Annotated in this window: 20 protein-coding genes and 1 riboswitch; of the genes, 4 read left to right on the forward strand and 16 right to left on the reverse strand. The window is 72.0% G+C overall.

Going from position 1 to position 19,123, the window contains the following annotated elements:
- The 3 genes from VGH85_05475 to VGH85_05485 form a co-directional block, all read right to left on the reverse strand.
- Window positions 1–246 (reverse strand): PfkB family carbohydrate kinase (locus tag VGH85_05475; GenBank protein HEY2173246.1); only part of this gene is annotated, 246 nt, incomplete at its 3' end.
- Window positions 239–1,123 carry a TIM barrel protein gene (locus tag VGH85_05480; protein ID HEY2173247.1) on the reverse strand — a complete coding sequence of 295 codons (885 nt, stop codon included), beginning with the start codon at window positions 1,121–1,123 and terminating at the stop codon, window positions 239–241. The genes VGH85_05480 and VGH85_05475, both read right to left, overlap by 8 nt.
- Window positions 1,120–2,151 (reverse strand): Gfo/Idh/MocA family oxidoreductase, encoded by a 1,032-nt coding sequence (locus VGH85_05485; protein HEY2173248.1) that lies wholly within the window; start codon window positions 2,149–2,151, stop codon window positions 1,120–1,122. Before VGH85_05485 ends, VGH85_05480 begins: the two co-directional genes overlap by 4 nt.
- Window positions 2,152–2,293: 142 nt before the next feature.
- Between VGH85_05485 and VGH85_05490 the strand changes: the two genes are divergently transcribed.
- Entirely contained in the window at window positions 2,294–3,037 is a 744-nt protein-coding gene (locus VGH85_05490) for a GntR family transcriptional regulator (protein HEY2173249.1), read from the forward strand.
- A gap of 307 nt (window positions 3,038–3,344) precedes the next feature.
- Here VGH85_05490 and VGH85_05495 read toward each other — a convergent pair whose 3' ends face one another.
- The 6 genes from VGH85_05495 to VGH85_05520 form a co-directional block, all read right to left on the reverse strand.
- On the reverse strand, window positions 3,345–4,292 hold the full coding sequence (locus VGH85_05495) for an ROK family glucokinase (GenBank protein ID HEY2173250.1): 948 nt from the start codon (window positions 4,290–4,292) through the stop codon (window positions 3,345–3,347).
- Window positions 4,289–4,654: a hypothetical protein gene (locus VGH85_05500; protein HEY2173251.1), complete on the reverse strand. Its 366-nt coding sequence runs from the start codon at window positions 4,652–4,654 to the stop codon at window positions 4,289–4,291. Before VGH85_05500 ends, VGH85_05495 begins: the two co-directional genes overlap by 4 nt.
- Window positions 4,651–5,835 (reverse strand): ArsA family ATPase, encoded by a 1,185-nt coding sequence (locus VGH85_05505; GenBank protein ID HEY2173252.1) that lies wholly within the window; start codon window positions 5,833–5,835, stop codon window positions 4,651–4,653. Before VGH85_05505 ends, VGH85_05500 begins: the two co-directional genes overlap by 4 nt.
- Window positions 5,836–5,922: 87 nt before the next feature.
- Window positions 5,923–6,354, reverse strand: a complete 432-nt coding sequence (locus VGH85_05510) for an SRPBCC family protein (GenBank protein HEY2173253.1) — start codon at window positions 6,352–6,354, stop codon at window positions 5,923–5,925.
- Between the two features lie 22 nt (window positions 6,355–6,376).
- Window positions 6,377–7,144: a metallophosphoesterase gene (locus VGH85_05515; GenBank protein ID HEY2173254.1), complete on the reverse strand. Its 768-nt coding sequence runs from the start codon at window positions 7,142–7,144 to the stop codon at window positions 6,377–6,379.
- A gap of 9 nt (window positions 7,145–7,153) precedes the next feature.
- The gene (locus tag VGH85_05520) at window positions 7,154–7,528 is read right to left on the reverse strand and encodes a polyketide cyclase / dehydrase and lipid transport (GenBank protein HEY2173255.1); all 375 of its coding nucleotides are present in this window, start codon (window positions 7,526–7,528) and stop codon (window positions 7,154–7,156) included.
- Between the two features lie 101 nt (window positions 7,529–7,629).
- On the opposite strand from VGH85_05520, the gene VGH85_05525 reads away from it, so the two are divergent.
- The gene (locus tag VGH85_05525) at window positions 7,630–9,417 is read left to right on the forward strand and encodes an AMP-dependent synthetase/ligase (GenBank protein ID HEY2173256.1); all 1,788 of its coding nucleotides are present in this window, start codon (window positions 7,630–7,632) and stop codon (window positions 9,415–9,417) included.
- Window positions 9,418–9,425: 8 nt separating this feature from the next.
- Here the strand turns inward: VGH85_05525 and VGH85_05530 are convergent, their stop codons facing one another.
- The 5 genes from VGH85_05530 to VGH85_05550 form a co-directional block, all read right to left on the reverse strand.
- Window positions 9,426–10,544, reverse strand: a complete 1,119-nt coding sequence (locus VGH85_05530; GenBank protein ID HEY2173257.1) for a glycosyltransferase family 4 protein — start codon at window positions 10,542–10,544, stop codon at window positions 9,426–9,428.
- A complete protein-coding gene (locus tag VGH85_05535) occupies window positions 10,541–11,923 on the reverse strand; it encodes a hypothetical protein (GenBank protein HEY2173258.1) in 1,383 nt (460 codons plus the stop codon). Before VGH85_05535 ends, VGH85_05530 begins: the two co-directional genes overlap by 4 nt.
- A 124-nt stretch (window positions 11,924–12,047) precedes the next feature.
- Window positions 12,048–13,202, reverse strand: coding sequence for a C40 family peptidase (locus VGH85_05540; protein ID HEY2173259.1), 1,155 nt, complete (start codon window positions 13,200–13,202; stop codon window positions 12,048–12,050).
- Window positions 13,203–13,218: 16 nt separating this feature from the next.
- Window positions 13,219–13,374, reverse strand: a riboswitch (cyclic di-AMP (ydaO/yuaA leader).
- Between the two features lie 130 nt (window positions 13,375–13,504).
- A complete protein-coding gene (locus VGH85_05545; protein ID HEY2173260.1) occupies window positions 13,505–13,843 on the reverse strand; it encodes a hypothetical protein in 339 nt (112 codons plus the stop codon).
- A gap of 86 nt (window positions 13,844–13,929) precedes the next feature.
- The gene (locus tag VGH85_05550) at window positions 13,930–15,204 is read right to left on the reverse strand and encodes an NYN domain-containing protein (protein HEY2173261.1); all 1,275 of its coding nucleotides are present in this window, start codon (window positions 15,202–15,204) and stop codon (window positions 13,930–13,932) included.
- 183 nt (window positions 15,205–15,387) lie between these two features.
- Here VGH85_05550 and VGH85_05555 point away from each other — a divergent pair, with 183 nt between their 5' ends.
- Window positions 15,388–17,172 (forward strand): DEDD exonuclease domain-containing protein, encoded by a 1,785-nt coding sequence (locus tag VGH85_05555; GenBank protein ID HEY2173262.1) that lies wholly within the window; start codon window positions 15,388–15,390, stop codon window positions 17,170–17,172.
- Window positions 17,173–17,179: 7 nt separating this feature from the next.
- Here the strand turns inward: VGH85_05555 and VGH85_05560 are convergent, their stop codons facing one another.
- Window positions 17,180–18,142: a glutathione S-transferase family protein gene (locus VGH85_05560; GenBank protein ID HEY2173263.1), complete on the reverse strand. Its 963-nt coding sequence runs from the start codon at window positions 18,140–18,142 to the stop codon at window positions 17,180–17,182.
- A gap of 53 nt (window positions 18,143–18,195) precedes the next feature.
- On the opposite strand from VGH85_05560, the gene VGH85_05565 reads away from it, so the two are divergent.
- Entirely contained in the window at window positions 18,196–18,480 is a 285-nt protein-coding gene (locus VGH85_05565) for an Lrp/AsnC ligand binding domain-containing protein (GenBank protein HEY2173264.1), read from the forward strand.
- An 84-nt stretch (window positions 18,481–18,564) separates the two neighbouring features.
- Here the strand turns inward: VGH85_05565 and VGH85_05570 are convergent.
- A partial coding sequence (locus VGH85_05570) for an anthranilate phosphoribosyltransferase (protein ID HEY2173265.1) occupies window positions 18,565–19,123 on the reverse strand: 559 nt, incomplete at its 5' end.

Genomic DNA, 19,123 nt, shown 5'->3' on the forward strand with positions numbered 1-19,123 from the left:
CCGGTCGTCCACACCGAACTCGGCGAGCGCCCGGTGCACGTAAACGCCGAACGGGTCGGCGCCGGTGCGGGTCACCACCGCCGTACGCCGGTCGTAGCGGGCGGCGGCGACCGCCACGTTGGTCGCGCTGCCGCCGAGGAACTTGCCGAACGACGTGACATCGGGCAATGCAACCCCGATCTGCTCGGGATAGATGTCGACCCCGACCCGGCCCATCGTGATGACGTCGAAGGCATCCTCAGTCATCGGCCGCTCCGAGACCGCGGAGGAAGTCGATGCTCGCGCCGACGTCGGCCACGGGTCCCGCTCCCGCGGCCGGTTCGGCGTCGAGCACGGTGTCCTGCTCCATCACGTACCAGCCGCGGTAACCGGCACCCTCCAGCGCGCCGACGATGCCCGCGACGTCGACGTCGCCCTGCCCGAGCGGGCGGTAGATCCCGTCGGCGACCATCGCCGTGTAGGTCGCGGCTCCGGAGGCGACCTTCTCCGCGCGGGCCGCGTCGACGTCTTTCAGGTGCACGTGGGCGACCCGGTCCGGTACGGCGCGGGCCAGCTCGGCCGGGTCGGTTCCGCCGATCATGAGGTGGCCGGTGTCGAGGCACAGCGGCACGTCGCTGCCGTCGAGCACCCGGCGTACGTCGGTCGCGGACTCCACCACGGTGCCGACATGCGGGTGCAGGCTCACGGTCAACCCGTGGTCGGCCGCCGCGGCGACCAGCGCGTCGAGGTTGGCGCACAGTCGCCGCCATGCGGCGTCGTCGAGCTCGGAGCGGTCGTCGTAGCCGACGCGACCGGAGTCGGCGGCGAGGACGACCGTGCGCGACCCGACGTCGGCGAAGGTGGCGAAGGTCGGAGCCAGCTCGGCGACCGGGTCGCGGCCGTCGACGTGCAGCACCGCCGGCACGAACCCACCGACCGGCACGAGGTCGTGGGACTTGAGCAGGTCGGCCCGTTCCTGGGCGGCCGTCGGCAGGAACCCATCCGGGCCGAACTCGGTCGCGGCGATGCCGACCTGCCGCATCTCGGCCAGCACCCGGTCGGGGCTCATCTGATACCCCCAGCCGGGGACCTCACAGACGCCCCACGAGATCGGTGCGCCGGCCACCCGGGTGAGGTAGCTCATGCCCGGACCTCGTCGACCCCGACCTTGTCGACCCGGACCTCGTCGACCCGGACCGGCCGGCCCTCGTCGGCCGATCGCTGGGCCGCCTCGGCGACGTAGAGCGCCTCGAGGGCGTCGGATCCGGAGCACGGGCTGGGGATGCGGCCGCGCGCGAGGTCGAGGAACGCCGACAGCTCCGCGGCGTAGGCGTCGGCGAAGCGGTCGAGGAAGCCGTCGTAGGGCGCTCCCGCGGGCCAGTCGACGTCGGATCGCGCGGGCCGGAGCGGCGTCCGGTCGTCGAGTCCCACGGCGAGCGTGCCGCCGGAGCCGGAGAGTTCCATCCGAATGTCATACCCGGCCGGGTTCTGCCGGGCGCCACCGAGGGTCGCCAGCGTGTGGTCGTCGAGGCGCAGTACGACGGCGGTCACGTCGGAGTCACCGTGCCGGCTGAAGAACTCGGCCCCGCGGTTGGCGCCCCAGGCGAAGACCTCGACCACCTCCCGGCCGGTGACGAAGCGCAGCGCGTCGAAGTCGTGGATATGCAGGTCGCGGAAGATGCCGCCGGACGTCGGGACGTAGTCCGCCGGCGGAGGCTCCTTGTCGGAGCCGACCATCCGGATCGCGTAGAGGTCGCCGAGCCGGCCCGACTCGATCGAGTCCCGCGCGGCGAGATAGTCGCGGTCGAAGCGGCGCTGGAAACCGACGTGCAGCGGGACTCCTGCGGCGGCGGTCCGGGCCAGCACCGCGACGGTGCCCTCGACGTCGAGCGCGATCGGCTTCTCGCAGAACGTCGGCACGCCCTTGTCGGCCGCGCGTACGACGAGTTCGGCGTGTGCCGCCGTCGCGGTCGCGATCACGACGCCGTCGAGTCCCGCGCCGAGCACCGCGCCGACGTCGGCGACCGCGGTGGCACCGAGCCGCTCGGCCAGCGCCGTGGCCCGGCCGGGATCCGCGTCGCCGACCACGAGTTCGTCCACGTCGGGATGCCGGCTCAACACGGCGCCGTGGAAGGCCCCGATCCGGCCAGCGCCCAACAGCCCGATCCGCATCTGTCGTCTCCCCAGGGTGGTGGGTACCGCCGTGATTCGAGCAGTGCGCCGCCGCTGTGTCAACACTTTGTCCTGACATACTGACTTAGTGGGCGGCGCGTGTGATACTGCTCGCCTCCACCGGCCCCTCCCGCGAGGTCCCATGGCAGCGCCCGCACCGAAGATCGCCCTCGACCGGGCGAGCCCCGTGCCGCTGTACTTCCAGGTCGCCCGGCAGCTGGAGGAGGCGATCGAGACCGGCACGCTGCCGCCCGGCAGCCGGCTGCCCAACGAGATCGACTTCGCCGGCCGGCTCGGCCTGTCCCGCCCCACGATGCGGCGGGCGATCCAGCACCTGGTCGACGAGGGTCTGCTGGTGCGCAAGCGCGGCGTCGGCACCCAGGTCGTGCACACCAAGGTGCGCCGCTCGATCGAGTTGACCAGCCTCTACGACGACCTGACGGCCGCCAACCAGCGGCCGCGCACCGAGGTGCTCGCCAACATCGTCGAGCCGGCGACCGGTCCGGTCGCCCTCGGCCTCAACGTCCCCGAGGGCGTGCCCGTGCTCGCCGTCGAGCGACTGCGTTACGCGCAGGACGAGCCGCTGGCGCTGATGCACAACTATCTGCCGGCCGACCTCGTCGAGCTCTCCACCGAGGCGCTGGCCGAGCACGGGCTCTACGAACTACTGCGCACCTCGGGTGTCCACCTGCGCCTCGCCACCCAGACGATCGGTGCCCGCACCGCGAGCGCCGCCGAGGCCCGGCTGCTCGCCGAACGCCGCAGCGCTCCGCTGTTGTCGATGACCCGGACGACGTACGACGACCGCGGCCGGATCGTCGAATTCGCCAGCCACCTCTACCGCGCGTCGCTGTACGCCTTCGAACTCACCCTGCTCAACCGCTAACCCCGCGCCGTCGCGCTCGAAGCCGCATCCGGCCGACTTTCCATGATCGTGATCGGATTCGTACGGCGTTTCGCGGCTAAATCCGATCACGATCATGGACGTACGCCGGATCCCCGTGATCAAGAGGGGATTCCGATACGAAACGCCGTACGAATCCCCTCTTGATCATGAGAGAGCGCGGCGGCCGGCCCGCCTCTTGGGCTTCCCCGACTTCCATGATCGTGATCGGATTCCGTCGGCGTTTCGCGGCTAAATCCGATCACGATCATGGAAAGCGGAGCGGAAGGCGCGGGCGGCCCACCGCGGGTCAGACGCGGCGGCGGGCGAGGTCGGCGGCACCGACCAGACCGGCGCCGGCGCCGAAGCGGGCCAGTTCGATCCGCAACGCGGGCCGGAAACCGCGACCCGTCAGTGTCTCACCGAAGGCTTCCCGGCTCGGGTGCAACAACAGGTCTCCGGCTTCGCACACGCCGCCGCCGATCACCACGCAGCTCGGGTCGAGTACGGCGGCGAGGTCGGCGATGCCCTGCCCGAGCCGGCGGCCCATCGCGGTGAAGATCTCCACCGCCGCCGGGTCGCCTTCGCGGGCGGCGGCCTGGACCTCCTGGCCGGTGAGCCGGGTCGGATCGCCGTCGACCAACTGCAGCAGCCGGTGCGCGGCCACCGGCGAGACCTCGGCGAGCTCGCGGGCGTCGCGGGCCAGCGCCGTACCGCTGGCGTACATCTCCCAGCAGCCGCGGTTGCCGCAGGCGCAGCGGCGCCCGCCGGGAACCATGCACATGTGCCCCCACTCGCCGGCGACGCCGTAGGCGCCGCGGAAGAGGGTGCCCGCCACGACCAGGCCGCCGCCGATGCCCGTCCCCAGCGTCACGCAGGCCACGACCGGCTCGTCGACAGCGGCTCCGAACCGGTATTCGGCCCAGGCCGCGGCGTTGGCGTCGTTCTCCACCGTCACCGGGAGGCCGACCCGCTCGGACAGCGCGTCGCGCAACGGCTCGTTACGCCAGGCCAGGTGCGGGGAGAAGAGCACGGTGGCGCGGTCCAGGGCGATCCACCCGGCCGCACCGATCCCGACCGCGACCACCTCATGCCGGGAGCGCAGCTCCGCGACCACGTCGGCGATGACCTTCTCGGTCTCGATCACGTCCTCGGTGGGAGTCGCCCGCCGCAGGTGCTCGACGATGTTTCCCCGCTCGTCGACCACTCCGGCGGCAACCTTGGTGCCGCCGATATCGACACCGACACTCAGCCTCACATGCTCTCCTGTCCGTCGACCCGGATGTGCTGGACCGGCGAGCGGGGTGATCCCGACGGTGCGGTCGCCGTCTCGAACGCCGTGTGCAGGGCGGCGATCAGCGCAGCGGCAATCTCGCCGAAGCGGTCGGCCAGCTCCGGGTGCCCGTCCCGTAGCGCCGCGACGAACTGGCACACGGGACAGTAGCGGCACGGCCCGGTGGCGTCGACGGGGTGGTCGGCCGAGCCGGCCGCACCGGCCGAGCCCGCCGCGCCGGCCGAACCCGCCGCGCCGCGCAGCCACTCCTGCACCGCCTCGGCCAGCCGGGTCGCCTCCTCCACCAGCCGGCTCGGGGGTACGCCGTCGCCGCCCGGCCCGCTCATGTCGGCCACACCTGCGGATCCGGCTGGAACCGCACCCGTAACGTCCCGTCGGTCAGGCCCGCGCCGGCCACCGCACACCGCCGCAGCCCGCTGGGCAGCGCCAGCAGCCGACGCCGGCCGGCCACGGTCAGGATCAGCTCGTCGCCGCTCCTGGCCAGGTCGAGGTCGCCCGCCTCGGCGAGCGGCAGCGGCATCGACAGCACGTAGTCGTCACCGTCGGCGTAGACCGTCGACGTCTCCGCGGGTGCGGAGAAGGCGAGCGGGTCGGCGTCGCCGTAGAGCTCTTCGCCGACCTCGGTCAGCGCCGCGAGCCCGATCGGCTCGGTCGCCCGGTAGGGCGCGCGGTGCACCGGCAGGCCGGTGAAGGACTCCTCGACCCGCTCGAGCTGGCGGGTCTGGCTCGCCGCCCAGGCGGCCCGCCACGGGTCGTCACCGTCCGGCACGATCCGGTTGGCGACGACCGCGTCGACCGGGTAGCCGTACAACGCGAGAGCGGTATAGGTACGGCGCGCCTCGGCGACCACGACCGACTCGGGGGTGAGCACCAAACGCACCGACGTGATCTCCGGGTCGGTAAGCAACGCCTGCACCTGCGCCAGATCGGCGTGCAGCCGCGCCGCGGCCTCGAACACGGCGTCGTCGGGCATCCCTTCGGTGGCACCGAGCCCGTGCAGCATCGGGCGCATCGTCCGGACGACGCGGCGATGGGTCGGGAACACGCGTTCGACGTACCAGCCGAGCGCCTGCGGCAACGCCAGCAGCCGCAGCGTCTCCGCGGTGGGTGCACAGTCGACGACCACGACGTCGAACTGGCCGCCGGCGACCTGGTCGCGCACTTCGAGCAGTGCCATCAGTTCGTCGGCACCGGGAAGCACCGCGAGTTCCTCGGCCAGCAGGCTGTCCGCTCCCCCGCGGGCGAACAGGCCGGTCAGCCAGGCCTGCACCCCGCTCCAGGTGGCTTCGAACCGCGCCTGCGCGTCGACCTGAACCCCGAAGAGACCGGGATCGATCTCGGTCGGTACGGCGGTCAGCGGCGCGCCGATCGCGTCGGCGAGGGAATGCGCCCGGTCGGTGGAGAGGACCAGGGTCTTGTGGCCGCGGCGCGCGGCCAGCGCGGCGGTCGCCGCCGCGGCGGTGGTCTTCCCGACGCCGCCTTTGCCGGTGAACAGCAGCACTCGCATGTCGACGCCGCCCCTCGATCGCGTCCTGTTCGCGTCACCCTACCGAGAGTGCGCGAAAAGTCCGATGGGCCGGCGAGCGGTGCGGGGTCAGCCCTCGACGCGCCGCTTGAGTTCCTTGAGCGCGGTATCCATGATCACCTTCTCGGCCTTGCGCCGGAGTACGCCGAGCATCGGCACGTTGAGATCGACGGCCAAGGTATAGGTGACCCGGGTGGAGCCGGCCTCGGCCACGAGCCGGTAGGACCCGTGCTGGGCCTTCTGCAGCTGCCCGCGCACCAGTTCCCACGACACCGCGCCGTCGTCGGACCAGTCGTAACGCAGGACGTAGTCGTCCTTGACCATCCCGGCGTCGATGACGAAGTGCACTGTCTCGCCCCGTCCGTCCGGATAGACATCCTGGACCTCGCAGAACTTCACCGACCCGGTCCACTGCGGGTAGGCCGCGAAATCCGCGATCACCGCCATGACGTCGGCGGGTGCGGCGTCGATGACGATGGACTGGGAGGACGGGTCGGCCATGCGGGCAGGCTACCGGGCGCGGTCACCACGACAGGACGTACGGCGTACCCCGGCCCCGGAAGTGGCCGACGTTGATGCACTCAGTACGTCCGATCCGGATGCGTGCCTGCAGCGGCTGGTGCACGTGCCCGAAGAGCACCAGCTCCGGCTGCGTGTCGCGGATGGCGTCGAGCACCGCCTCGCTGCCCCGCTCGAACCGGCGGGCGACGACGTCGTAGACCAACTCGGGCACCGCCGGCGGGATGTGCGCGCAGAGCACGTCGACGGCGCCGAGTGCGGCCACCTTCTCGGCGTACTCCTCCTCGGTGCGCTCGTAGGGAGTGCGGTACGGCGTCCGCAGGCCGCCGCCGACGAACCCGAACACCCGCCCGTCGAGGGTCGCGGTCTGCCCGTCGAGAACGTGCACCCCGTCGCGGGCGAACTCCGGCCACAGCCGGGGCACGTCGACGTTGCCGTAGGTCGCGTAGGTCGGGTCGGGCATGGCCGCGAACAACGCGGCGTACTGCCGGCGTACGGCGTCCTCGATCACGGTCTCGCGGTCGGCGTCGAGCGTCTCCCACCGCGACCGCATCAACGCCGTGGCCTCCTCGAACCGCTGCGCGGTGCGCAACTCGACGAAGCGGGACACCGTCTCGGCCCCGAACAGCCCGCCCATCACGCCGGCGGAATGGTCCGCGTAGTCGACGTAGCAGAGCAGGTCACCCAGGCAGACCAGCGCGTCGGCACCGACGCCGGCGCGGGCCAGGGCCTCGACCTGGCCGTGCACGTCGGACACCACGTGGACCCGCATCAGCCGACCCTACGGCTCGCCCGCGGCACGGCCGGATTCGACTTCGTCCCGGACCGACCAGAACACCTGCTTTGCGCGCCGGGCCCGACGTTCCGCCTCCTTCGTCGACTCCCGGGCCGACAGCACCCGGCCGTCGGCCGGGTCGACCCGCAGGTAGTAGTGCGCCACGACGCCGTCGCCGACCGGCTCGAGCCACACCTCCATGGTGCCCACGAACGGTCCGTCGACCAGCCAGCGGATCCCCCGCTCGGCCCGGTCCTCGGACACGGTGAGCCGCAGATCCGGCCACCACCTGCGCCATCGCCGCTCGTCGTGGATGACCGGCGAGAGCACGGCCGGACCCGCGAGGAGAAACGTCTCGTCGATCAGATCGACCTGGGGCACGCGCCACAGGATGCCAGGTGGCCACCCTTTGGTGGCCTCCGCATGGCAGGGTGAACACGAAGGCACCGCTCCCGGTCCCGACACGCGAAGAGAGGTCAACGGTGCGCGAGTTCTCCGCCCCACCGGCGGTCACCGTCCCCGACGACGCCCGGCTCACCGACGTGGTGTTCGACCACGCCGCGTCCGACCCCGACCTGGTGTCGTTCAGCCGCCGCCGTGGCGGCCGCTGGGTCGACGTGACCGCGGCCGATTTCGCGGCCGAGGTCACCGGTGTCGCCAAGGGCCTGCTGGCCGCCGGGATCGGCGCCGGCGACCGGGTCGCGGTGATGTCGGCGACGCGCTACGAGTGGACGCTGCTCGACTACGCGATCTGGACCGCCGGGGCGATCTCGGTGCCGATCTACGAGACCTCCAGCGCCGAGCAGGTGCGCTGGACCCTCGGCGACTCGGGCGCGGTCGCGGCCGTCGTCGAGACCGCGGCGCATGCTGCCATCGTCGCCTCGGTCGCCGGCGACCTGCCGAAGCTCCACCACGTCTGGACGATCGACAGCGGCGGGGTCGCCGCACTGACCACCGGCGGCACCGACGTGGCCGACCGTGAGGTGGAGCAGCGCCGGCGCGCCGTCCGGCTCGACGACCTCGCGACGATCATCTACACCAGCGGCACGACCGGGCGGCCCAAGGGCTGCGAGTTGACGCAGCGCAATCTGCTCACCGAGGTGATGACCGCGGTCGGGGGGCTGCCGCCGTTGTTCCGCCCGGGCGCCGCCACCCTGCTGTTCCTGCCGATCGCGCACGTACTGGGCCGGGTCATCCAGTGCGGCGCCATCTACGCCAAGGTGCGGCTCGGCCACACCGCCGACGTGAAAAACCTGCTGGAGGATCTGCGCGAATTCCGGCCGACGTTCATCCTCGCCGTACCCCGCGTCTTCGAGAAGGTCTACAACACCGCGAAGCAGCGCGCGCACATCGAGGGCAAGGGACGGATCTTCGACGTCGCGGAGCGGGTCGCGGTCCGCTACAGCCAGGCGCTCGACGACGACCGGGTACCCGTAATGCTCGACCTGCAGCACCGGGTCTTCGACCGACTCGTCTACTCCCGGCTGCGGGCGGCACTCGGCGGGCAATGCACGGCGGCGATCTCGGGCGGTGCCCCGCTGGGCGCCCGGCTTGGCCACTTCTTCCGCGGGATCGGGCTACCGGTCTTCGAGGGTTACGGGCTGACGGAGAGCACGGCCGCCTGCTGCCTCAACCTCGAGGGTGCGGTGAAGATCGGCACGGTCGGCCGGCCCATCCCCGGTGTCAGCATCCGGATCGCCGGCGACGGCGAGATCCTGCTCAAGGGCGATGTGATCTCCGACCGCTACTGGCAGAACGACGAGGCCACCGAGCAGTCGCGCACCGACGGCTGGTTCCGCACCGGCGACATCGGCGACCTCGACGACGACGGCTTCCTCCGCATCACCGGACGGAAGAAGGAGCTCATCGTCACGGCCGGCGGGAAAAACGTCGCCCCGGCCGCGCTCGAGGACCGGCTGCGGGCGCACCCCCTGATCAGCCAGTGCATGGTCGTGGGCGACAACCGCCCGTACATCGCCGCGCTGATCACCCTCGACCCGGACGCGCTCCCGGCGTGGCGGGACAGTCACGGCAAGCCCGCCGACTCCACCGCGGGCAGTCTGCGGGACGACCCGGACCTCAACACCGAGATCCAGCGCGCGGTGGACCAGGCGAACGCCGCGGTGTCGCGCGCTGAGGGGATCCGCCGGTTCCGCATCGTGCCCGACGATTTCACCGTCGAGTCCGGCGAGCTCACCCCGTCGTTGAAGCTCAAGCGCACCGTCGTGCTCGAACGCCACGACGACGACATGGTCGAGTTGTACGGCTGACGGTCCGGCTAGACGGCGAGGAGCTCGCCGAGCCGGCCGGCCAGCACCTCCCAGCGCCAGTCCTGCTCGACCCAGGCCCGACCGCGCAGGCCCATCGCGCGCGACTCGGCCGGATCGGCGAGCAACCGTCCGACGACCGTCGCCACCCGGCCCGCCGAGCGACCGTCGACGACGAAGCCGGTCTCTCCGTCGCGGACCGCGTCCGGGGCACCGCCGGAATCGCCGACCACGACCGGGAGCCCGACCGCCGACGCTTCGAGGTAGACGATCCCGAGCCCCTCGACGTCCAGCCCGCCGTGCCTGGTGCGGCACGGCATCGCGAAGACGTCGCCCGCGGCGTAGTGCGCGGCGAGTTCCGCGTGCGGCACCGAGCCGGTGAACACGACGTCGTCCGCGACGCCGGTCGTGACGGCGAGACGCTGCAGCCGTGGCATGTCCGGACCGCCACCGACGATGAGCAGCGCCGCGCCCGGAACCATCGCGGAGATCGCCGGTAGGGCGTGGATCAGCACGTCCTGGCCCTTGCGCGGCACCAGCCGCGACACGCACACGATCGTCGGCCGACCGGCCAGCCCGAGCCGTCGACGTACCTGCGCGCCGTCGACATCGGGGTGGAAGACCGTTGTGTCGACGCCGGGCGGCAACTGCACCAGGCGGGCACCTCCGGCGAGCACAGCGGCCAGGCGCCGGCGGGTGAAGTGCCCGAGGTAGGTCACGACGTCGGCGGCCCGGCCGATCCGGCGTAGCGCCTGCCGCGCCGCCGGCAGCCTCGCCCACCCGGCCTCGTGCCCGTGCGTGGAGGCGACGACCCGCTCGATCCCCGCGCGCCGCAGCCCGGGGGTGAGCAGCCCCAACGGAGCCGCCGCGCCGAACCACACCGAGGTGCAGTGCTCGGCGCGGGCGATCTCGGCTGCCCGGCGGGCGACGGACGGCACCGGCAGCATGAGTCGACCGGGATGGCGGACGACCGGGAACGGCAGTCGGGCGTCGAAGGCGTCCGAGCCGGGCCAACGCGGCGCGTAGACCACGACCGAGTCGTGCGGCTGCCGGATCGCGAGTTCCAGGACGAAGGTCTGGATCCCGCCCGCCCGCGGGGGGAAGTCGTTGGTGACGATCAGCGTCTTCACGACAGCTCCGATGCGAGGTCGGCGCGCCAGGCGACGACGAAGTCGTCGTAGCCGATCCCGAGCACCGCGCGCAGCGCGCGGTCGACGACGGCGATCGGGTTGCCCGCGCCGCGGCCGACCAACCGGTAGAAGCGCACCAGTCCGGCTTCACCGGCATCCCGGGCGATCAGACGGCAGGCCATCCACGACTCCTGATACACCGCGGACAGCCGCGGATTCGCACCGTTGAAGTCCTTGTAGGCGGGCAGTGTGAGCGGGAGCGTACCGGCCCGGACCTCCGCGCGCAGATCGCGGGCCGCGAGGTCCACCGGTACGCCGCTGTTGCGGTAGCCGATGTAGTCGGCGAACCCCTCGGCCAGCCAGGTCGGGGTGGCGGCGCCAGTGGCAGCCCGCGTCGCGACGTGCGTGATCTCGTGGCGTAGCACGACCTGGCCGGCCAGGGTCCCCAGGGTCGCGAGCGTCGTCGGGTTGACGACGACGCGCTGACCGCGCACCACGCCGGCGTCGGTGTCGGTGTAGTCGGCGGTCGCCACGGCGGCGATGTGCTCCAGGTCGAGATTGCCGCCGATCAGGCGGGTCATCTCCTGGGTGGAATCCGGCAGGAGCGCGACGACCCGCCGGGCCCAGTCGGTGCCCCACACCGCGTTCACCTCGGGGATGGCGTGCTCGACGTCCTGGGCAAGTATGGCTGCCTGGCGCGCGTGCGCCGGGTGGGCGAGCACCAGGCTGTCGTGCGTGCGGGCGACCACGACCGGTCCGTAGTCCCAGATCCCGCGCCAGGACGGTTTGCCATCCGCGGTGAAGTCGTCCTCGCTCGCGTAGTACCAGGACCGGCCGCGCTGGACGAACGTCAGATACTGCGGTCGATCGGTCGTCGTCGTATCGCCGCCACGCAAGGCGTAGCCCAGGTCTGCTTCGGCGGCCCAGACCTTGTCGTGGTAGCGCGCCAACCGCGCCCCGGTCACCGACAGCCCGGACGACGGGTCGAGCCGGTAGCTCCACGCCGACAACGGCACCCGGTCCAGGTTGTCGAACAGCCGCCCCTGCGCCGTCCGCAGTGCGGGCTGACGCGGGTCGACGGTGGACAGGAATGCGGCCCGATCGTGGTGCAGCACGGCGTCGGCGCGCCGGGCGAGCAGAGCACGGGCCGCCGCGGCCGGCGTACTGGCGATGGCGCCGCCGGACACCGGAGTCGTCGGCCGCGGATCGATCCGCGGGCTAGGAGAATTCGTCGGACCTGACGACGATGTCGACCCGGTCCCCGGATGGGCGCCACGCTGCAGAGCCGCCGCACCGCCGAAGAGTTCGAGCACGATCAGCGCAGCGAGAATCACCACCAGCCGACGCCGACGAGCCACGAAATCCCCCCTGCTGCTCACCTGGGCATGGTACGTCCATATCGTGCCCGTCCGGCCGGTCCGAGCGACCTCGACGCCGTCCGCAGCACAGCATCGGAGGGCCGCGGTGCCTCACCCACCGCGACCCTCCGACGATTGGAAACCGCTAGCCGACCCGGGTTGCTCCCGCGTACGGCGCGTCATTGACGCCCACGATCTTGATGACGTCACCCGGCTCCGGCGCGTTGATGATCTTGCCGTTGCCGATGTACATGCCCACGTGACTGATCGGGCTGTAGTAGAACACCAGGTCGCCGGGCTGCAGTTCGCTCTCGGAGACATGAGTGCCGACGTCGTACTGCGCAGAGCTCGAGTGCGGAAGGCTCACTCCGGCTGCCTGCCAGGCGTATTCCATCAGCCCTGAGCAGTCGAAGGAATCCGGACCGGCAGCGCCCCAGACATAAGGCTTTCCGAGCTGCGCCATGGCGGTCTGGACCGCGGTCGCCGCCTTGCTCGACGAACCGACCGGTGCCGGCTGAGGAGCCGGCTGAGGAGCCGGCTGCGGCTTCGGTTGCGCGACCGGAGCCGGATCCGCCGCCGGTGCCTGCCGGGCCATGGCCCGACTGGCCCGATCGGCTGCGGCCTGCCGGGCCGCCGCTGCGGCCCGAGCCTTGGCTGCCGCCGCACGCTGCTGGGCGGCGAACATCGCCGCCCGCTCCTTCGCGGTGAGCCGGGCGAGCAGCGAATGCAGGCTGGCCATCTTCGTGACCATCCACGCCTTGGTGCTCTTCAGCTCGGCGGTCGTCTTGCGGGCAGCGGTCACGGCGCGTGCCGCGGCCTGCTGCGCCTTCTGCGCCTGGACCTTCGCCGCCGAAAGCGACCTCAGCACACTCGCCTGCTTGTGCGAGATCATGTCGAGCGCACTCAGCTTGTCGAGGAACGCCTGCGGCGACTTGCTGCCGACGAACGACGAGAACGCACCGAGCTGACCGCTCTGGTAGGAGGAGACGGCGATGGTCTTGACCTCGCCCTCCAGCGTGCGCAGCCGGGCGTTGACCCGGGCGACCTCGGCCCGCGCTGCCGCGGCCTCATGCTGACGCCGGGCCAGGGTGATCTTGGCGGTGTTGTACTTCTCGCTGGTCGCGTCGAGCTTGCGGCCCAGGGCGAGGATCTGCGCCCGTGCCTGCGTCGACGTCTTCGGGGTGGGAGTAGAGCCGGGTGCTGCGCCGCTGGTGCCCGGGAAGGTCAACACCACGAGTACGGCGGCCACCACTGCGGCTGCGGTTTGGACAGGTCTACGGATGTGTCGTGAGGGCGCCACGGACGGCGGCTCTCCTTCTTCCTCGCAGACCGCCTACCGGGTTAGCTGACGGGTTCGGGCTGGGAAGCTGCCCTACGACATCGCGGCTGCGACGTCGATTCACCCCAATGGTGCGTGGGTCCCCGGCTCAATATCCGACGGTGGTCGGATCTCAACTCGGCGGTGACCTCCCGGTGCCATCGCTTGCCGATGACAGACGTCCGGTGAAGGTCCCGGACAGATTAGGGGGCCCGAGCTTGATTCGACAACATTCCCCAGCACGGTTTTGCCATCAATCTGTGATCTGGCGGGAATTTGGCCGCTCAACCGACCGCATGGCGACGTTGCGTCGCCTCATCGCTACTACTCGGCACACGCTTTCCGTGGTTGTGTGTGACGTACGCCACGTGCAGCGACGAGATGAGCCCCGCCTCGATGAGGTTGGCGACGGCGGTCCGCTCGGCGGCATCCAACGCGACCGCACTGCGTTGGACCCCATTGCGCTGGAGCCCGCTGCGGGCCCAGGCGATATCCGGCGGCCCGATGCCGTGGTCGACGCTCGGCTGGTCGGAGGTCGCGTCCGGCGGCCCGAGCAGCACGCTGACGACGCAGTCTTCGCAGGCGACGTTCCGCATCGCGCACTCGTCGCAGTCGATGAGCATCGGGCACCACCCTTCTCGCGGCCACCCTGTGGGACCGGTAGGGCGACCGTAGAAGCAGGCACCGACAATTTCGGCGGAGTACGGCGTCAGCCCCGGTCGAGGCGCTCGACCAGAGCCGCCGCGGGCACCGGGTATCCGCCCGACCTGCGCGCCGCGGCAGCGACCTCGCCGTCGGAGGACACGACGACCAACGGCCGGCCGGCGGGCTCCGCGGCCACGAGGCGCGCGATGACGTCGTCGGCCAGCTCCCCCGGATCGCTGAAGAGCACCCGGACCCCCCGGGGGGCCTGCGGCATCATCGTCGGGCGCCTCGCCCCGTCGAAGACACAGGTGACCTCGGCTCCGGTACGTGCCGCGACGCCGGCGAGCCCACTGGTGAGCCGGCTGCGCTGGTCGGCGAGCGGCAGGTCGCCGTAACCGGTCTTCGTCACGTTGTAACCGTCCACGACCAGGTGCACTCGGGGCAGGGAAAGCAGCCGGTCGAGGTCGACCGGACCGCCGTCGTAGGTGGCACCGGTCGCCGGTCCGCCGGTGACGACGTCGTCGGCCGGGCGCCGCTCGGTGGGGCGTAGCCCGAGCTCTTCGCGAAGCCCGCGCGCGGCGCCGGAAAGCGTTTCCACCAGGAGCCACAGCCGCGCGTCGTCGGCGTCCCTCGCCGCCCGCGTGCTCCGTCGGGCGGTATCAGCGGCCTTGGTCAGCTCCTCGACCCGGCCGCGGAGCCGGCGCAACTCCGCGGCGGTCTCGGATTCGACGGCATCGGAACGCTGCCGCTGCGCGTCGCCGGCCGCGAGCGCCTCGTCCCGCTCGCGTTCGGCGCGCCGCATCTGCCCGGTCAGGCTGCGGACCGTACGGCGCAGTGCATCGACGTCGGCACGTGCGGCGGTGGCCTCCTCCCGGGCCTGCCGCAGCCGCTCGCGGGCATGCCCCACCTCGTCCTGCAGCCGCCCGACGGTCTGGTCCCGCTCCCGCGACGACTCCTCCCCGGCCCGTTCCCGCACAGCCTCGCGGGCGCGGTCGACGTCGGCCACCCAGTCGTCGGACCGAAGGAGATAGGACAGCGCCGCAACCTCGATCGGGTCGGCCGCCGGCGGCGGGCCGCCATCCTTCAGAGCGTCGACCACCCCGGGTACGGCGTTCTGCGCGTGCTCGACCACCCGGTCCCGAAACTCCGGCTGGGTCTCGAGCGCCGCGGCCAGCAGGCTGCCGGCGAGCCGCGCCCGCTTCGCCGGGGTGAACCGCGCCGCGGCCCGCAATGTCGGGGGGATCTCGTCCGGGGGCAGCTGCCCCAGCGTCTCCGAGGCGAGCGCCACCACCCGAGCTCGCACCGGCTCGGGCAGCACGGTCGAGCACTCGTCGGTCACCGCCGACACGGATCCTCGACGGACTCGGATTCAGGGACGGGCACGCGGAACCTCCGGATCGTTCGTGCTCCGAGGGTAGTTGCGTCGCGCAGTTCCCGTGGCCCGACGCCGCCCGGCACCCGTCCGGACCGACCGCGGCGCGGCAGCGTGGTTTCGTCGTACCCGGCGCCTAGCGTCGCCGACATGAGCGCACCGGCCACCTCGCAGGTCGGTCGATTCGTCCAGGCGTCCTTCGACGAGCTCGGTGAGCCGCTGCGCGAGGTGACCTTCGTCGTCGTCGACCTCGAGACCACCGGCGGCTCGGCGAACGACTGTGCGATCACCGAGATCGGTGCGGTCAAGGTGCGCGGCGGCGAGGTGCTCGGTGAGTTCGCCACCCTCGTCGACCCCGGCTGCGGGATCCCGCCCTTCATCTCGGTGCTGACCGGCATCACCGAGACCATGGTGGCCAGCGCACCCCGGATCGAGACCGCACTGCCGGCGTTCCTGGAGTTCGCCCGCGGCACGGTGCTCGTCGCCCACAACGCGCCGTTCGACCTCGGGTTCCTCCGGGCCGCCTGCGCCCGGTCGGGCTATCCCTGGCCGGCGTTCCGGTCGGTCGACACGGCCGTGCTCGCCCGGCGGGTGCTGACCCGCGACGAGGTCCCCAACTGCCGGTTGGCCACCCTCGCCGCCCGGCTGGGCGCCCGCACCACCCCGACCCATCGGGCGCTCGACGACGCCCGCGCGACGGTCGACGTACTCCATGCGCTGATCGAGCGGCTCGGCCCGCTCGGCGTGCAGTCGCTCGACGAGTTGCGCACCTTCACCCACCAGGTGAGTCAGGCGCAGCGCCGCAAGCGCTACCTCGCCGAGCCGCTCCCCCGAAAGCCCGGCGTCTATATCTTCCGCGACGGTCAGGGCCGGCCGCTCTACGTCGGGAAGAGCCGCGACATCCGCACCCGGGTGCGCTCCTACTTCGTCGCGAGCGAGTCGCGCTCCCGGATGGCCGAGATGGTCGGGATCGCCGAGCGGGTCGACCCGATCGTGTGCGCGCACGCGCTCGAGGCGGAGGTGCGCGAGTTACGCCTGATCGCCGAGCACAAGCCGCGCTACAACCGGCGGTCGCGATTTCCGGAGCGGGCGGCCTGGCTGAAGCTCACGGTCGAACCCTTCCCGCGGCTGGCGATCGTGCGGTCGGTGCGCGCCGACGGATGTGCCTACCTCGGCCCGTTCGGGTCTCGGCGTACCGCGGAGCTGGCGATGACCGCCGTACTGGAAGCGCTGCCCCTGCGGCAATGCGGCGGCCGGCTGCCGCGCCATCCGCGGCGGCGCGCCTGCGCATTGGCGGAGATGGGTCGCTGCGGCGCGCCGTGCGAAAGCCGGGAGAGCGTCGAGCACTACGCCCGCCACGTCGCGGCGTTCCGCGCCGCCGTGGCCGGTGACGTGCGACCCCTGGTGGCCCCGCTGATGACCCGGATCGAAGCACTGTCGGCAGCGCATCGCTACGAGGACGCGGCCGGCGTCCGCGACCGGCTGGCCGCGTTCGTCCGCGCCTGCGCACGGCTGCAGCGGCTCGCCGCGCTCACCGAAATCCCCGAGATCGTCGCGGCCCGACCGGACGGTCACGGCGGCTGGGAGCTGTCGGTGATCCGGCACGGTCGGCTGGTCGCCGCGGGCGTCGCACCGGTGGGGGCCGCGCCCCTGCCCTACGTCGACGCGCTGCAGGCCTCCGCCGAGACCGTCCTGCCCGGCTGCGGTCCGCTTCCGGCCGCCACCGCCGAAGAGACCGAGTGCGTGCTGCGCTGGTTGGAGCGTCCGGGCACCCGGCTGGTGCGCGGCTCACAGCCGTGGGCCTGCCCCGCCTACGGCGCAGGCGCCTTGCGGGACTTCCTCGCGCAAGCTGAGGCGGGGCGCGAGACGGTCGCGCCGTTCGCCGACCGACGCCGGCTGGCGGTCGAGACCCGGCCGGCGCGGGCCTCCGTCTGAGCCGGCGTCAGCGTGCGGCCGCCGCCGGGAACGCCGTGTCCCGGCCGTGCGGCGTGGCCCACCCGGACAGATCGGGGCCGCGCGGAACGATCCGCGTCGGGTTGATGGTGGCGTGCGTGGCGTAGTAGTGCCGTTTGATGTGGTCGAAGTCGACCGTCCCGCCGATGCCATCGGTCTGGAAGAGGTCCCTCGCGTAAGCCCACAGCACCGGCATCTCGGTGAGCTTGTTCCGGTTGCACTTGAAGTGGCCGTGGTAGACCGCGTCGAAGCGCACCAGGGTCGTGAAGAGCCGGACGTCGGCCTCGGTGAGCCGGTCGCCGACCAGGTAGCGCTGCCCGGCCAGTCGCTCGGACAGCTGGTCGAGCCGGGCGAACAGCCGGTCGAAGGCGTCGTCGTACGCCCCTTGGCTGGTCGCGAAACCACACCGGTAGACACCGTTGTTGACGTCGGCGTAGACGACGTCGTTCACCGCGTCGATCTCGGCGCGCAGGTCCTCGGGGTAGAGGTCGGGGGCGCCGGGACGCTGCAGCTCGGCCCACTCGGTCTCGAGATCGAGCGTGAGCTGCGGGTAGTCGTTGCTGACGATCCGCTCCGACTGCCGGTCCCACAGCGCCGGCACGGTCCATCGACCGCGGAATCCCGGATCGGTCTTGAGGTACAGCTCGGACAGATACTCCGCGCCGGTCACCGGATCGCGGCCGCCGGGAGACAGGCCGAAGCGCCAGCCCGACTCGTCGCGGATCGGGTCGACCACGGTCATCGAGATCGCGTCGTCGAGACCGAGCAGCCGCCGGACGATGATCGATCGGTGCGCCCACGGGCACGCGAGCGACACGATCAGGTGGTAGCGCCCGGGCTGCACCGGGTAGCCGCTCGACCCGTCCGCGGTCACCCGGTCGGTGAACGCGTTGCGCTGGCGGACCCAACGACCGTCGGTCCCTGTCTCGGCAGCAAACTGCGCCTGGCTCATGCGACTAGCATCCTCTGCATCCGGACCCGCCGCGAGCATGAGGAGCCACGCCCGTGATCACCGCGATCGTCATGGTGAATGCCGCGACCGAGTCCATCCCCGAGGTCGCCGAGGCCATCGCCGACATCCCCGGTGTCAGCGAGGTCTACTCGGTCGCCGGCAACGTCGACCTCATCGCCGTCGTCCGGGTGCGCGAGTACGACGAGGTCGCCGACGTCATCGCCGGCCGGATCAACAAGGTGCCCGGGGTGCGCGACACCGACACCCACATCGCGTTCCGCGCCTACAGCCGGCACGACCTGGAGCAGGCCTTTTCGATCGGCCTCGACGACAGCTGACCCCTCGCCGCCCCGCCCCCCCATCCCCCTTTCCATGATCAAGAGGGGATTCGGGCACGAAGCGCCGTACGAATCCCCTCTTGATCATGGGGAGGCGAGAGCCGCGGCGGCGTGGGACGCGGCCACCCACCGCTCCAGCAGCCGCGCGGTCGAGCCCGAGTCGACGGCGTCCGCCGCCTTGACCAGCCCGGCCCGCAGGGCGTCGTCCAGCGAGCCTGACATGCCGTCGTGGGCGGCGATCGCCGCGGCCGCATTGAGCAGTACGGCGTCGCGGACCGGGCCGTGCTCTCCGGCGAACACCGCCCGCGCGACGGCAGCGTTGTAGGGAGCGTCGCCGCCGCGCAGCGCCGCCGGCTCGCACGGCGGGATCCCCAGCGCCCCCGGGTCCACGACGGCCTCCGCCACCCCGCCGTCGCGCACCAGCCAGGCCCGCGATGTCGTCGTGGTGGTCAGTTCGTCGAGGCCGTCGTCGCCGCGGAAGACCAGACCGCTGATGCCCCGGGCGGCGAGTACGCCGGCCAGCACCGCGGCCATGCGCGGGTCGGCGCAGCCGACGGCCTGCGCGCTCGGCCGGGCCGGATTGGTCAGCGGGCCGAGGAAGTTGAAGACGGTGCCGACGCCGAGTTCCCGCCGGGGAGCGGCG

The organism is Mycobacteriales bacterium (assembly GCA_036497565.1).
Classification (GTDB): Bacteria; Actinomycetota; Actinomycetes; order Mycobacteriales; family QHCD01; genus DASXJE01.

What these genes read in the sequence shown, in the direction of transcription:
- VGH85_05480 (HEY2173247.1), bottom strand. Translation starts at nt 1,123, where the DNA reads ATGAGCTACCTCACCCGGGTGGCCGGCGCACCGATCTCGTGGGGCGTC.
- VGH85_05485 (HEY2173248.1), bottom strand. Translation starts at nt 2,151, where the DNA reads ATGCGGATCGGGCTGTTGGGCGCTGGCCGGATCGGGGCCTTCCACGGC.
- VGH85_05490 (HEY2173249.1), top strand. Translation starts at nt 2,294, where the DNA reads ATGGCAGCGCCCGCACCGAAGATCGCCCTCGACCGGGCGAGCCCCGTG.
- VGH85_05500 (HEY2173251.1), bottom strand. Translation starts at nt 4,654, where the DNA reads ATGAGCGGGCCGGGCGGCGACGGCGTACCCCCGAGCCGGCTGGTGGAG.
- VGH85_05505 (HEY2173252.1), bottom strand. Translation starts at nt 5,835, where the DNA reads ATGCGAGTGCTGCTGTTCACCGGCAAAGGCGGCGTCGGGAAGACCACC.
- VGH85_05510 (HEY2173253.1), bottom strand. Translation starts at nt 6,354, where the DNA reads ATGGCCGACCCGTCCTCCCAGTCCATCGTCATCGACGCCGCACCCGCC.
- VGH85_05515 (HEY2173254.1), bottom strand. Translation starts at nt 7,144, where the DNA reads ATGCGGGTCCACGTGGTGTCCGACGTGCACGGCCAGGTCGAGGCCCTG.
- VGH85_05545 (HEY2173260.1), bottom strand. Translation starts at nt 13,843, where the DNA reads ATGCTCATCGACTGCGACGAGTGCGCGATGCGGAACGTCGCCTGCGAA.
- VGH85_05555 (HEY2173262.1), top strand. Translation starts at nt 15,388, where the DNA reads ATGAGCGCACCGGCCACCTCGCAGGTCGGTCGATTCGTCCAGGCGTCC.
- VGH85_05560 (HEY2173263.1), bottom strand. Translation starts at nt 18,142, where the DNA reads ATGAGCCAGGCGCAGTTTGCTGCCGAGACAGGGACCGACGGTCGTTGG.